11 protein-coding genes and 1 pseudogene are annotated in these 13,596 nt (G+C 48.4%); 9 read left to right on the top strand and 3 right to left on the bottom strand.

Annotated elements, in window-relative coordinates; translation table 11 throughout:
* Window positions 1-59 precede the first annotated feature (59 nt).
* From U2F10_RS16245 to U2F10_RS16230, 4 genes are all read left to right on the top strand, one after another.
* Window positions 60-1,538, top strand: coding sequence for a TldD/PmbA family protein (locus U2F10_RS16245; RefSeq protein ID WP_163667508.1), 1,479 nt, complete (start codon window positions 60-62; stop codon window positions 1,536-1,538).
* A 126-nt stretch (window positions 1,539-1,664) separates the two neighbouring features.
* The gene (locus U2F10_RS16240) at window positions 1,665-3,008 is read left to right on the top strand and encodes a TldD/PmbA family protein (protein WP_499872733.1); all 1,344 of its coding nucleotides are present in this window, start codon (window positions 1,665-1,667) and stop codon (window positions 3,006-3,008) included.
* Between the two features lie 236 nt (window positions 3,009-3,244).
* Entirely contained in the window at window positions 3,245-5,041 is a 1,797-nt protein-coding gene (locus U2F10_RS16235) for a serine/threonine protein kinase (RefSeq protein WP_163667502.1), read from the top strand.
* A gap of 181 nt (window positions 5,042-5,222) precedes the next feature.
* Window positions 5,223-5,702, top strand: coding sequence for a DUF4198 domain-containing protein (locus tag U2F10_RS16230; RefSeq protein WP_163667500.1), 480 nt, complete (start codon window positions 5,223-5,225; stop codon window positions 5,700-5,702).
* 191 nt (window positions 5,703-5,893) lie between these two features.
* On the opposite strand, the gene U2F10_RS16225 is transcribed toward U2F10_RS16230, so the two are convergent.
* Window positions 5,894-6,523 (bottom strand): LabA-like NYN domain-containing protein, encoded by a 630-nt coding sequence (locus U2F10_RS16225; RefSeq protein ID WP_163667497.1) that lies wholly within the window; start codon window positions 6,521-6,523, stop codon window positions 5,894-5,896.
* Between the two features lie 170 nt (window positions 6,524-6,693).
* On the opposite strand from U2F10_RS16225, the pseudogene U2F10_RS16220 reads away from it, so the two are divergent.
* A pseudogene (locus tag U2F10_RS16220) lies at window positions 6,694-6,873 on the top strand (hypothetical protein); the annotation flags it as partial.
* A 66-nt stretch (window positions 6,874-6,939) separates the two neighbouring features.
* Entirely contained in the window at window positions 6,940-7,191 is a 252-nt protein-coding gene (locus U2F10_RS16215) for a hypothetical protein (protein ID WP_163661787.1), read from the top strand.
* Between the two features lie 27 nt (window positions 7,192-7,218).
* On the opposite strand, the gene U2F10_RS16210 is transcribed toward U2F10_RS16215, so the two are convergent.
* The gene (locus tag U2F10_RS16210; RefSeq protein ID WP_163667493.1) at window positions 7,219-7,989 is read right to left on the bottom strand and encodes a cobyrinic acid a,c-diamide synthase; all 771 of its coding nucleotides are present in this window, start codon (window positions 7,987-7,989) and stop codon (window positions 7,219-7,221) included.
* A 134-nt stretch (window positions 7,990-8,123) separates the two neighbouring features.
* Entirely contained in the window at window positions 8,124-8,711 is a 588-nt protein-coding gene (locus tag U2F10_RS16205) for a sulfite oxidase-like oxidoreductase (protein ID WP_163667490.1), read from the bottom strand.
* 449 nt (window positions 8,712-9,160) lie between these two features.
* Here U2F10_RS16205 and U2F10_RS16200 point away from each other — a divergent pair, with 449 nt between their 5' ends.
* The 3 genes from U2F10_RS16200 to U2F10_RS16190 all read left to right on the top strand — a co-directional run bounded on the left by U2F10_RS16200 (window position 9,161) and on the right by U2F10_RS16190 (window position 13,589).
* Window positions 9,161-12,115: a phycobilisome rod-core linker polypeptide gene (locus tag U2F10_RS16200; protein ID WP_499061763.1), complete on the top strand. Its 2,955-nt coding sequence runs from the start codon at window positions 9,161-9,163 to the stop codon at window positions 12,113-12,115.
* Between the two features lie 213 nt (window positions 12,116-12,328).
* Window positions 12,329-12,808 carry a hypothetical protein gene (locus tag U2F10_RS16195; protein WP_499872731.1) on the top strand — a complete coding sequence of 160 codons (480 nt, stop codon included), beginning with the start codon at window positions 12,329-12,331 and terminating at the stop codon, window positions 12,806-12,808.
* 271 nt (window positions 12,809-13,079) lie between these two features.
* Window positions 13,080-13,589 (top strand): hypothetical protein, encoded by a 510-nt coding sequence (locus U2F10_RS16190; RefSeq protein ID WP_163699029.1) that lies wholly within the window; start codon window positions 13,080-13,082, stop codon window positions 13,587-13,589.
* Window positions 13,590-13,596 lie beyond the last annotated feature (7 nt).

Raw genomic sequence — 13,596 nt, 5'->3', positions numbered from 1 at the left:
AAACCCATGCGTTAGACTGATGGGAATTCACCCACGTTTTGAGAAATTAGGCAACCGCTATGACTCTTGCTGCTCCGCCACTGTCATCCCTACGCCTGCAGGAAATTCCTAATCAAACCTACCAGGCTGCCACTGATCGATTTGATGCCTCTTGGGCTGCTCCCCTGTCGACACTACTGGGCCTGGGTCGGGCGGCTGGAGCCGATTTCATTGAATTTTTTCTAGAGCGGCGCAACTACATTAGCTGCCTGGCCGAAGATGATGCTATCACAAGCATTTCCCCCAGTCTAACCACCGGTGCAGGGGTACGGGTTTTCAAAGGCAAAGCCGACTGCTACGTCAGCACTAATGATGTCAGCTTCCACGGCCTCAAAGCTGCCCTTGAAAAAGGGCTATCCATTATGGGGCTATTGCTACCCGCGAACTCCGCCTATGTGCCAGAAGTCACCCTGGAAATGTTCCGCGACTATGCTGCCACCAAGGAAAATTGGCTAGCTAACTGTAGCTCAATGCAGGTCATGGGCGATGTATTACTGGGGGCCAACGCCTCGGTAGAAAAGGTGGCCAAGCACCTCCAGGCAAGACGCACAGCCTACTTTAGAGATTGGCAAGAGGTCTTGGTGGCCAGTAGCGACGGCACCTTTGCCCGTGATATCCGCCTGACTCAGTCGGTGGGGGCCAACGTCCTCTGCGCCGACGGTGACCATCGCTCCTCCATTGGTCAGCGTTTGGGCAACACCAGCGACCCCAGCTTTCTAACCGCGTGGGACTATGGCACCACTGCCGAAGAACTGGCCGAGTCCGCAGGCAAAATGCTCTATGCCGACTATGTGGAATCGGGTAGCTATCCCATTATCATGGCCAACCACTTTGGCGGTGTGATCTTCCACGAAGCCTGTGGCCACCTGCTAGAGACTACGCAAATCGAGCGGGGCACCACACCTTTCATTGATAAGAAGGGCGAAAAGATTGCCCACGAAAATCTAACCGCCTGGGATGAAGGTCGTTCTAGCGAGTCCTTTGGCACCATCGATATGGATGATGAGGGCATGCCTGCCCAGCGCACCCTGTTGATTGAAAATGGTGTCCTTAAGAACTTCCTGTCTGATCGGGCAGGGGCTATGCGCACTGGCCACCCCCGCACTGGCAGTGGTCGTCGTCAGAACTATACGTTCTCCGCAGCATCTCGGATGCGTAACACCTTTATTGATACCGGTGACTACAGTCTGGATGATCTGTTTGCATCGGTAGACAGGGGCATCTATTGCAAGAAAATGGGTGGCGGTAGCGTTGGTGCCACCGGTCAGTTTAACTTTGCAGTGGATGAAGCCTATTTAATTGAGAATGGCAAAGTCACTCGGCCCCTTAAGGGTGCCACCTTGATTGGTGAAGCCGTGGACATTATGCAAAAGATTTCCATGTGCTCCCAGGATTTGAGCTTAGCCCCTGGTTTCTGTGGCTCCATCAGCGGCAGCGTTTATGTGACCGTTGGTCAGCCTCACCTGAAGGTGGACAGCATCACAGTCGGTGGCCGGTAAACCACAAACCAGCCAATAGGGTAGGCATTGCCACCGGCCAAACCCCCGATATCCCCGGAGGATGGGCAATGCCCCCTCCCCACGCAATGACATTCTCTTCAAATATCTCGCTGTTATTGTTAACCCATGTCCAAAGTCATCGAAATTTCTTCTAACGCCCAAGCCATTGCCCAGCGTCTCGGCATCACCAAGTACGATATCTACGGTGCTACCACCGATAGCACCAGTGTGCAGGTGGATAAGGGCGAACCTAAACAAGTTAAAGCATCAAATCGGGCCAGCGTTACCGTACGTGTGTGGAACGACCAGGGCCGGTTGGGGGTTACCTCCACCACCGATTTGGATGAACGGGGTTTAGAACTAGCCTTAAAAACAGCGGCTGAAGCCAGCGCCTTTGGGGCCACTGAAAATATTCCTGATTTTAGTCCTGAAGCTACGGCTCCATTACCAGAGGTGGAGATTATCCTAGCTGATCCGGCTCCAGTGGGAACATTGATTGATCGGCTGGTGACCGCTGAACAGGCATTATTGAATGCCCATGATGCGATCGCAAGTGTCCCGTATAACGGCATCGCCCAAAACACAAGCGAAAACTTCTATGTGAACAGCGACGGTGCCCAACGTAGTGCTGAACGCACCTTCGCTTCCGTTTATCTGTACACCAAAACAGAACAAGAAGGCCGCAAACCCCGCTCTGGTCATGCCATGCGGGTGGGTGTAGGTCCCAACTCTCTTGATATCGACGGTTGTCTCAAGGAAGCAACAGATAAAACCCTTAGCCACTTAGACTATGAGAAAATTCAGTCAGGCAAATATCGCGTTGTCTTTTCACCCGATGCATTCTTAAGCCTAATTCGGGCTTTTGGCAACCTTTATAACGCTCAGAGTGTTCTCGACAAACGTAGTCTCTCCACTGCCGAGAGTCTCAATACCACCATTGCATCACCGCTGCTATCGGTTTACGATGACGCCCTGCATCCAGGCAATATTAGCTCCGAAACCTTTGATGGGGAAGGCACCCCCACTCGACGACTGCCCATTATTGAAAATGGTGTGCTGACTAACTTTCTACATAGTGCAGGTACCGCCAAACGCATGGGGGCTCAACCCACAGGTCACGCTAGCATCGGTGCCAAAGTCAGCGTCGGCAGTAATTTTCTCCATATTACCCAGGGACAACCAGCAAAACAAAATTATAGTCTGGAAGATGCTGATGATAATATCGTTCTAATTGACGACTTACAGGCACTTCACGCCGGGGTCAATGCACTGCAGGGCTCTTTCTCACTGCCCTTTGACGGTTGGCTCATCCAAAAAGGCAAACGCACAAGTATTGAATCTGCAACGGTTGCTGGAGATTTTCGTCAGCTACTGCAATCCATCATCTATGTCTCCCCCGACGAAAAAGTGACGCCTAGTGGTGTTGCTCCTCATGTATGGATTGATGAATTATCGATCACAGGGGAATAACAGTAGAACCATGGTTGATCAGTGGTTGATCAGTCTCTAAGTCAGCCATGCAAAACAATACTGGCTTAATTACGTATTTCCTAGCGCATACTCGGTATCAACACGCCATGGGCTAGGAAATATCAACACACTATTCACACGGCGGATGTTTTCACTTTAAAGACGCTTCATTTTTTCTAGATTAAGGCAGCATTGTACGCTATTGGATAAGAGATATACTTACCCATATTGTAAGAATGACAAGCCTTACAGGTTCATCTCTAGCATCTGACCTACCTGATTTTCATAAATATGGTTTTCAACTTGAGTCTGAGCTGGGTGTCAATCGAGCTGGGGGACGAGTTACCTATTCAGCTACTCATCTAAAAACTAAACGGCGAGTAGTTATTAAACAATTTCAATTTGCTAAGTCTTCTGATTGGCAAGGGTATGACGCACTACTCCAGGAAGGGCAAGTTCTCAAAAGCCTCAAACATCCAGGCATTCCCAGGTATCTGGGAGCATTTAAAGCCGAAGAAGGCTTTTGCATGGTGCAAGAGTATAAACATGCCAAAAGCTTAGCGGAGCCCCGTAGTTTTAGCCCCGACGCAATTCGTCAAATCGCCGTCTCCTGTTTAGAAATTCTGGCCTATTTACAAAGTCGAATCCCACCCATTATCCATCGCGATTTTAAGCCTGCAAACATTCTGGTCAGCGATAACTTAAAGGTCTACCTCGTAGATTTTGGCTTTGCGCGCATTGGTGATGGTGAAGTTGGCATGAGCAGCGTTGTTAAAGGAACGCTAGGATTCATGCCGCCGGAGCAAATTTTTAACCGGCAGCTTACCGAAGCCTCAGATCTGTATGGGTTAGGAATGACCCTGATCTGTCTGCTGACCAACACACCCGCCCATCACGTAGGGAAATTAGTCGATGTCACTTACCAGGTTGATTTTAGTCAGTTCAAAGCCTATTTAAGCCCCCAATGGATAACGTGGCTCGAAAAAATGGTCCAGCCGCGTCTGAGCGATCGCTTCGAAAACGCCAGTGACGCCCTGGACAATATCCCAGAACATGGTCTACGCCAACCCCAGGCAAAGTTTAGCCAATCCACTATCAACCTGGTCGCCACAGACCGGGGAGAGCTATTAACAACGGCAATCACATTAAACAATTCTGTCCCCGAAACCACCTTAACGGGGCATTGGCAGGTTGCACCCCACAGCAGTGACCCCAATTTTGATAACGCTTACCATAGCTGGATTCAATTCTCCCCAACTGAGTTCCATGGCAATGACATCACAACTCAGCTTCAGATTGATACGAGTCAGTTAATGTCGGGGCAAACCTATCAGCGCAATCTATTACTGAGAAGCAATGCCCAAGAAGCAATTTATTCCCTTAATTTAAATGTGCAAACGGCCCCCATGCCGCTACTGAAGCCCCAAGGATCACCCTATCCATCACTGCTAGTTTTATTAGCAACCTGTTGGGTAACGGTTTGGGTTTTAGCGGCACTGGCCCCAGAGTATGAAGTGATTACACCGGGCATTAGAAACGTACTGATACTACTGGCACTCTTCGGCAATAGCCTGGGGATGCAAATCGGTGGTTGGCTGCTACATGAAGTCAGTCTTAAATCCCCAGCAGCTCGCATTATTACAATCGCAGGAGCCATCGCGGTCGCCTTGGTGGCACCGCTATGCCTATTGCTAGACATCACCGCTACCGACTACGTTACCTCCGCTATCACTGTGGGTCTTGGCATCATCAGCGGTAGTGTCATTGGGGTAATCGATGGTCTAACCATCGACCGTTTTTGGCAACGGGGCTTTCAACCCAAATTTTCCCTTGGGTTAACCTTACTAACCGGGTTATTGGGCACCAGCCTAGGGCTGATCCAGGGTCTGGCCCTTAGCGGTCCTTGGATTACGTTCGGATTAATTGCTAACGTGATTGCCATCGGCACTATGCTGACCTATATGCCTATCCAGCAGGCCAAGGCTATTGCCCTGTATCGTCGTAATGTGGAACGGAGTCTTATTCGTCCTTAGGCTCTAGGATAGACATGCATTGCCCATCAACAATAATTGCTCGTCAACAATATCTATCAATCACTCCTCATAAAATTAACTGCGCATTTTGAATTTAAAGGGGTAGCATTGGGATGTTCCATTGGAAAACGCTGTTAAATTGTGCCGTCAGCATTGGCATCAGATTTAGAGGGATTTTAGGATGACTCTTCGAAAACTAACACCGTTCATCGTATTCGGACTGCTTACAGTCGCAGGCAAGGCTTCGGCCCATATGGTTGAGACTAACTACTTTCTTGACCAGTTTTCGAACGAGCAATCCCAGCAGGTTTTAAGAATGCAGAGCACCTTTAGCAACGGTGCACCCCTTAAGGGCGCTAAGGTGAACGTGTATTCTCCCAATAATCCGATCAAACCCTGGACCCAGGGCGTTACTGACCAGGAAGGTCGGTTTAGCTTTAGCCCTGACCAAACCCTCACAGGTGACTGGGAAGTGATCATCCGTCAGCAGGGTCACGGCGATATTTTGACAGTCCCCGTCAATGAAACTGGCGTGACCACAGAACTGATTAGCGATATCGGTGACACCGATATCCACTACGGCGGTACCTCTTATATTGGCTGGGCCCTATCGTTGGGAACGCTAGTTACCTTAGGTCTTTGGCGACGCTTTCGGAAATAATTAAGCAAACTTCTACAGAATCAGGCAAACCAGTCGATCTGAGTCTAGATCGGCTGGTTTTTTAATGAATCTATAATGTGGAAACCCTGGTTGATCGCCCCTAACACATGGGAGCTTGCACAAGGCAAATCCCCGACAAGATACGCTGTCAGCAATCACTGATGGTGTGAACTATGGGGACCAATCTATAGTTAGGACAGCTTACAGATATACTCTTGTAGCTCTGCCAAATCTGTGTAGTGGTCAGCCAGATCAATTAAGGTATCGCTCGTCATCGATTGTAGGCTCACCAACTCTACCCGCACACCACGATAGCTCAGGGCATCTACCGCATAGGTTAAATGACCATCACCGCTCAATAAGGTGATGGTGTCGCAACTGTCAGCCAGACGTAGCATATCCACCGCCATTTCCACATGTAGATTGGCTCGACGGGAGCCATCAGCGACCTGGGCTAAATCTTTACTAATGACTCGATACCCATTGCGGTTAAGCCATAATAAGAAGCCACGCTGCTTTTCATTTTTAGGGTCTACACCGGTATAGAAGTAAGATCGCAGCAACTGCCGCTTGCCCACTAGCGCATTGAGCAACCGAACGTAGTCAACTTCAATCCCCAGATAAGAGGCGGAATAAAATAAGTTTGCGCCGTCAATTAAGACGGCCATGCGATCGCAACTAGCAGCAACATGATTGCCCGTATAGGGAGCAAACAATGTGCCATCTATGGGCGACAGCTTAAGATCCCCTCCTCGTGCCATACGACCGTTTGAGCCATGGGAAGAATGAGTCGCCCCATTGTGTTCAATATTATTTTCCATAAAGTTGATTGAAGCTGATATGCCGCAACATGCAGACTGGTTATATTGAGAATAGTATGAAATATTAATTATTTCTTAAGGTTTTATCCAGACTTTATAAAGTGCATTTGGATTTGAGCAGCTTCAAACTCTCAGAGAGACATCCCGTGAGCATCGGGCCGAAGGATTAATTTGAAATTGGTTTTGAGGGAATCGCCCAGTCTAAGCGACACAAATCAGGGATTTCTATCCGATTTCCTCGTATTTTACGCTGGCAGCATGATAAACCCATTGCAGAACAAGAGAAGCTAATTTATAGTTTGCTACTCGATAGCATTTGTTTCAGATTGGGTCATTCCGCCAATCAGTAAAGGCTTTCCGGTAGGATGCCAATATTTAAGACATCGATTCTTGGCAAACGCTCATATCTTAAAGCTATGAACGAACCTTCTGACAAGGCAATGAACCCTGCAGACAGTAATGAACAGCAAGAAAACGCTGAAACGGATGAAAATAATGTCGTTCAGCTAGTTGATCAACTCATCAGGGCCAAGCGTATTACCTACACCCAATATCAATCCCTTTCAAAAATGGTCTTGGCCGATGGCACCGTCGATGAGCAAGAACGCCGTCAAATTAATCGCCTATTCGATGCCATTCAAGCAGGGGGCATACGTATTGTGGAATAGAAACTCTGTGGAATATTGGCATAGGCGTTAGCCAAAAATAGCCGCATCGGAGTTTTGTTGAAAAATATGCTCGTAGTCAAATTGCAACGCATTTTGATGACGCATCACAATGGCCCCCAAATGACTAATCTGTTTGGGGGAGAAGCTTGCCATCACTAGCGCCACCGTTTGTCCAGGCTTCAGCTGAGGGATACGGATAAAATATTCGCGACGGGCAAAAAAGCGATTTTCATCCTTAGGCACAATTACACCATTTAGGCGATGGGCTCGCTGCACCGGTCGAATATACAGGTTAAAAAAGTCTTCTTGATTGGGCTGCAACCCATAAAACCGCTCGTGCTGCTCCCAACTCATACTAAACAGCAATATGAGTAGCTCAAATCCAAGGATGTAGGTGAGGACGCGATTGTGTTCCTGGCCATCTATCATCAGCCGAATGGCAGATTCCAGGTAGGCTTCACCCTCATGATGACGCGCCTGGGCAGTGTGGACATAATACTGACGCACATAGCGCCGCAGGACACTTTCAGTCAGCTTGGTCTCAATATGAAAACGCTGTAGATGATGATAAATGCGCTGCGTCGTATCGCGATCGTGAATGATGCGCGAAATCACACCATCAGCTGTGTACTCATCCAAGAACTGTATCTGCTCCTCCAGTGGAGTCGCACACATCACATGGCATAGGGACAACACGTAGCGGCGTTGTACCCAGGGCAACCCTAATAACCACTGTTGAGCTTCTGGAGGCAGAGATTGAATTAATTGTTTTGTTTGGGGGCCATTAATCGCAGACATGCGACCTGTAATTTACCGGTTTGCATCACACAGTGCACTGACATTTTCAGGAAGTTTGACCTGAACAACCTGGTTTAGGCCTGTTCAGGACTACAGATAAGTAAGCAGACGATCAGGAAACTTTTGTGTTCCGTCTAATCGCTATACCGCTCTTCGGCCCAAGGTTCACCTCGTTTGTGATAGCCATTTCGTTCCCAAAAACCAAGCACTGGCTCTACAGAAAACTCTAGACCACTGAGCCACTTAGCACTTTTCCAAGCATACAGATGGGGGACAACTAATCGCAGGGGTCCGCCGTGCTGCGAGGGTAAAGGCTGGCCTTCCAGGGTATGGGCCAGGAAATTTTCAGGTCGGGCAAAATCTGCCATGGCTACATTTGTAGTGTAACCGCCGTAGCAGTGGGCCATCACATGGGCAGCCCGCCCATCCACCTCAACCGTCGCTAATAAGTCCATAACGTTGACGCCAGTCCACGTCACATCTAGCTTGCTCCAGGTCGTTACACAGTGAAAATCCGCAGTGAACTGGTGCTGCGGCAATGCCATTAAATCGGCCCAACGTAAGGTTTTAGCGGTGACTAAACCCGATAAATTTAGCTGCCACTCGTCCTGGGTCACCTCTGGCGTAGGTCCATAGGTCAACACAGGAAACCCTTTAGCTAAATGCTGACCTGGAGGTACACGATCAGCAACGTCAGGACCGGGCTTTTCAAAGAACTTCATAGGAGCTGCCTTATTAAGGATGCTGCACGGGAGGTTGGGCTATGCAAAAACTGAGCTATGCGAAAACTGAGCTATGCAAAAACTGAGCCATGCAAAAACTTGGCTATTTAATTGTAGGGTGGCGGGGAGCAGATTGTAGGGTGGCGAGGAGCAGCCCCCCATCACGATCAGCCAAAATTAAATGTAGCTTTTCAAGTTATTACAACTCTTTACACCTGGATCCCGTTTTCTGGCAGACTCGGATATGTAGCTATTATCTGAAACGTTGACCGGGCACGAGTTTTCGCAGTTAATTACGGTGTAGCCCAGCTCTACACAAGCTCTAAGAAAGTTGAAGCCATTTATGCATAGCTCTCATAAACGGTCAAAGTTGGCTAGATCAAAGCGTTGCCGTTCTAAACGGTGGAGTGTACCAAAGTTTTCAAATAGAGGAAGGTATTGCCAAATCCATGATTAACAACACTTTGTTTCGCCCTACAGCAATAAAGGCTAACAGAAAGAAATTTAATCCTGAGGGTTTTGATTTAGCTGTAGCTCTGAAGAAAAAAAAGGCAGCTGAAGCAGCAAAAGCGGCAACTCCTCCAACAGCTGATTTTGACGTTCAAAAAAACTATTTAAGTCCTTTCTCAGACAGTCAACCTGTAGAGCTCATCGGCACAACATCCGTTACAGATTTAGATGTTGTTATCCGCGCTGCCTATAAGCAGGTATTTGGTAATGCTCATTTAATGGAAAGTGAGCGCTCTGCGATCGCAGAATCTCAACTGCGTAGAGGCGAAATCACCGTGCTGGAGTTTGTGCGTCAGCTAGCCAAGTCCGATCGCTACCGCGCCGTATTTTTTGAAAACTGCCCCAACATCAGAGCGGTCGAATTAAACTTCAAGCATTTGCTGGGTCGGGCTCCTGAGAATAACGCAGAGATTTCTGAGCACATTCAAACCCTGGCTGAAGATGGCTTTGAGGCCGAGATTGATTCCTACCTGGATAGCGACGAATACTTCCAGGCGTTTGGTACAGATTTAGTGCCCTACTATCGCGGTCATAAGACCCAAACAGGCAAGTCTGTATCTGGCTTTACCCACTCTGCTCAGCTGGTCAAGGGAGCCTCTAGCAGCGATAAATCCATTGAGAGCAACACCACACCTCAAATCCAGTCAGGTTTGCTAAGTGGCACACCGACTGAAATTAAGCCCCTAGCAACACTCCCCTTCTCCACACCTGTTATTCCAGAACAGGAATACCAGCAGCCTCAGCAGCAACTCACCAAAGCAGACTTTATTCCTGTCTATAAGTCAGCTGCCTTTTTATCGGAGCCGATCACGCCCAATGAATGGGTTAAACAGTACAACGCTAAGCAGGCGGCGGCCACATTCCCAGCCTCTCGGGCTAGCCAGCCAGTTAAGTTGTCCCCCGGTGCCTCTGGTGAAGATGTTGAAATTGTTATCCGAGCTGCCTATAAGCAGGTGTTTGGTAACGTTCACCTGATGGAAAGCCAGCGCATGGTGACGGCTGAGTCCCAGTTCAAGGATGGGGCTTTGACGGTTAAAGAATTCATCCGGGCCTTAGCTAAGTCTGACGCCTATCGTTCTCTATTCTTTGAGAACTGTTCAAATGTTCGTGCCATCGAGCTGAACTTCAAGCATTTGCTAGGCCGGGCTCCTGATAATTTCAAGGAAGTGTCTAAGCATCTTGGCATCCTGGCGGAAGGCGGTCTCGAAGTTGAAATTGATTCGTACTTTGATAGTGCGGAGTATGACGAAAACTTTGGTAAAGATACCGTTCCTTACTATGTAGCCTACGCCACCCAGACAGGTAAGAATGTTGCTGGTTACAACCGCATCTTTGATCTGATTAAGGGTCTTTCCAGCAGCGATCGCTCGGTTTCTGAGTCCATAAAAGCGAGTCAGAAATCCCAACTGCAAACAGCCCTAACCAAGACCTTCGAATCCAAGCAAGAAAACGTTTTCAATCCTAAGGGGTTCCAATTAGCCCAGGCCATTGGTACGCCCATCTTTGTTTCTAAACAGGATGTGGGGACGTCTTCTATCATCGGAGCCTATACTGACTCATTTGCTGAACAACAACCAGTTGAACTGATAGCGGGTGATAGTACTGCTCAAATCGATATAGTGATTGAAGCAGCCTACAGACAGGTGTTTGGTAACGCCCATCTAATGGAAAGCGAGCGCTTCCCCATCGCTGAGTCACAGCTACGCAACGGTGACATTACTGTCTTGGAATTTGTTCGGGCTTTAGCAAAGTCAGATAGATATCGCACCCTATTCTATGAGCGTTGCACTAACTTAAAAGCAGTGGAGCTGAACTTTAAGCACTTGCTGGGCCGAGCACCCGAGAGTGGTGCAGAGATCTCGCGTCATATTCAAATCTTGGCTGAGGAAGGATTTTACGCTGAAATTGACGCCTACCTGGATAGCGACGAGTACTTTGAAACCTTTGGGGCCAACATCGTTCCTTACTTCCGTGGCTACCAAACCCAAACTGGGAAAGGAATGGCCAGCTATACCCATTCCTTCCAATTATTACGTGGTGCCTCCAGCAGCGATAAGCAACTGAGCCAGTATGGTAGTGCTGCCGTTGATCAGTCCATTCTCAAAAACCAGTCCAGCCGTATTCCTGATATCTCCGAGCAGACTGTTCCGGTAGCCGATATTCGTCCTAAGACTCAGCCCGCTGCTCCAGTCATAACCCCTGATTATTCCTTTAACCTGGAGGCCACAAGCCCTCTAGCTTCAGTTGAACGTACGTCCATTTGGCAAGGGCAATACAACGCTCTGGCGAATCAGGATCCCATCAAACTCAACGCCGGTGCATCGGATGAAGATGTGAATCTGGCGATTAGCGCTATCTATAAGCAGGTGTTGGGCAATGCCCACATCATGGAGAGCGAGCGGTTGGCTAGTGCAGAATCCCAACTGCGCAACGGTGACTTAACCGTACGCGGCTTTGTGCGTGTATTGGCTAAGTCAGACCTATATAAGTCTCGCTTTATTGATAATGCCCCCCGTTATCGCTGCCATGAGTTGAACTTTAAGCATCTGTTAGGACGGGCTCCTGAAAGCTATGACGAGACTGTTTATCACAGTGCCGTCGTGGACAACCAGGGTTACGATGCTGACATTGATGCTTACATCGACAGTGAGGAATATCAAACTGCTTTTGGTGAGAATACAGTTCCTTACTACCGTGGCTATAAAACCCAGACTGGTAAGCGTCTGTTAGGCTACGTCAACATGTTCGATATGCTCACCAGCGTTTCCACCAGTGACAAGGCAGGCTCCAACAAAGCTCGGGTCGAGAAGCGTCTCTCCTACGAAAACCCTGCTAAGGTTCAGCCGGTCACCGATGGTAATCTGTTGATTCAGAAAATGTTTGGTCTGATCTAGTAGCGCCCAATCAAAAATCGTAGCGGCGGTTAAGTCGTGACTGAGCCATGGCCTTCCAGATGCCTAGTTTTAGGCATCTGGAAGGTTTTAATATGTAAGCAAACCTAACCACTGAGACGAACTGACCACTGACAAGGGATGTTTTGGCCGTGGATCTAAAATGGAAATAGAGGTGCCCCTGTAACGTTACGTGCAATGCACATTGAGGCCACTATGACACGCCCAAAATGGCTGAGGCTAGGAATTTTAGGAATGATCTGTGCGATCGCATCCCCGCTCGTCGTTCCCCCACTGGCTGAAGCGAATCAGATTATCATTCGCACCGACCACCACGGGCACCATCGATATCCTATTTACGAACGGCGATACCCTGCAAGAGACGATGTAACCGTGGAATTTATTGCTCGGGGCGACGAATGGGCCAATGTGTACGTTGACGGTCGTCGCATTTTTTCACCCCGCAATGCCAATCGCCGTAAGCGCTTCAACTTCAGAGAAGGGGCCTACGAAATCAAAATTACCGGTGCCGATTATTTTGATATCTGGGCAGAAGGCTATTTAGATGTGGGTCGCGATGATACCAACATTATTGTCGTCAGCTTTTCAGAAAGAGGCGTAAGGGTTTCCGGCGATCCCTATGCCTGGATTCCAATCTCCACAGAGCGCAGCTCCTCAAGGCGTCATCGTCGCTAATAGTTTGTCAAGCTCAAAATTCGACGTAAGAGGGTGAATCGTGACTAGCGAATGGGATTGCGATCATGAAAGCTACTCTGCTGAGAAACTCTCTCTCCAAAATTAAATCCTGACAGACTACCAGCATGGACTGGAGATACGTCTCAGGAAAAAATCTAAATGCGCTAGTGTGATATTTCCGAAATTTGATAGGTGGAATTTGATTACACCTATCGTCACAGCAAAATTTAGATCATTTCAATGAGTACCTATCAACTAAACCAGGGTCACTATGACACAGAAACAATGGCTCAAATTAGGGCTAGCAGCCCTGCTGGTTAGTGCAGTTACACCTTCTTTAATCAACCATTTAGCCACTCCCATAACAGCAGAAACTCTTATTGCAGAAACCCTTATTAGTGAGACAATTATCAACTACCCGTCCACGTCAAGAACTGACGAGCGCGACCATAGCGACGAGGACAATCACCATGACCGCGCAGCGCGAGAAGTCACCGTAGAAATTGTCGCCCAGGGCGATGAATGGGCCGATGTGTACATTGATAATCGCCGCTTATTTTCCCCTCGTACCCTGAACCGCAGCAAAAAATTTCAATTCGAAGCGGGAATTTACGACATTCGGGTTCACAGTGCCACCAATTACTTTGATCGCTGGGTCGATGGCTCTCTAGAAATTAGTGATGCTAATGGGGCATCGAGCACAGTCGTTCTTAGATTTTCAGAAACTGGGCGGGTGCGTGTATCTGGGCGGTATCATACCTGGATATCGAACTTAGACTAGCAATCAC

This window comes from Leptothoe sp. EHU-05/26/07-4 (genome assembly GCF_043421015.1).
Classification (GTDB): Bacteria; Cyanobacteriota; Cyanobacteriia; order Phormidesmidales; family Phormidesmidaceae; genus Leptothoe; species Leptothoe turfae.
The sequence above is the reverse complement of the archived record's forward strand: the minus strand, read 5'-3'. Positions and strand labels throughout refer to the sequence as shown.

What these genes read in the sequence shown, in the direction of transcription:
- U2F10_RS16245 (WP_163667508.1), top strand. Translation starts at nt 60, where the DNA reads ATGACTCTTGCTGCTCCGCCACTGTCATCCCTACGCCTGCAGGAAATT.
- U2F10_RS16240 (WP_499872733.1), top strand. Translation starts at nt 1,665, where the DNA reads ATGTCCAAAGTCATCGAAATTTCTTCTAACGCCCAAGCCATTGCCCAG.
- U2F10_RS16235 (WP_163667502.1), top strand. Translation starts at nt 3,245, where the DNA reads ATGACAAGCCTTACAGGTTCATCTCTAGCATCTGACCTACCTGATTTT.
- U2F10_RS16230 (WP_163667500.1), top strand. Translation starts at nt 5,223, where the DNA reads ATGACTCTTCGAAAACTAACACCGTTCATCGTATTCGGACTGCTTACA.
- U2F10_RS16225 (WP_163667497.1), bottom strand. Translation starts at nt 6,523, where the DNA reads ATGGAAAATAATATTGAACACAATGGGGCGACTCATTCTTCCCATGGC.
- U2F10_RS16215 (WP_163661787.1), top strand. Translation starts at nt 6,940, where the DNA reads ATGAACGAACCTTCTGACAAGGCAATGAACCCTGCAGACAGTAATGAA.
- U2F10_RS16210 (WP_163667493.1), bottom strand. Translation starts at nt 7,989, where the DNA reads ATGTCTGCGATTAATGGCCCCCAAACAAAACAATTAATTCAATCTCTG.
- U2F10_RS16205 (WP_163667490.1), bottom strand. Translation starts at nt 8,711, where the DNA reads ATGAAGTTCTTTGAAAAGCCCGGTCCTGACGTTGCTGATCGTGTACCT.
- U2F10_RS16200 (WP_499061763.1), top strand. Translation starts at nt 9,161, where the DNA reads ATGATTAACAACACTTTGTTTCGCCCTACAGCAATAAAGGCTAACAGA.
- U2F10_RS16195 (WP_499872731.1), top strand. Translation starts at nt 12,329, where the DNA reads ATGACACGCCCAAAATGGCTGAGGCTAGGAATTTTAGGAATGATCTGT.
- U2F10_RS16190 (WP_163699029.1), top strand. Translation starts at nt 13,080, where the DNA reads ATGACACAGAAACAATGGCTCAAATTAGGGCTAGCAGCCCTGCTGGTT.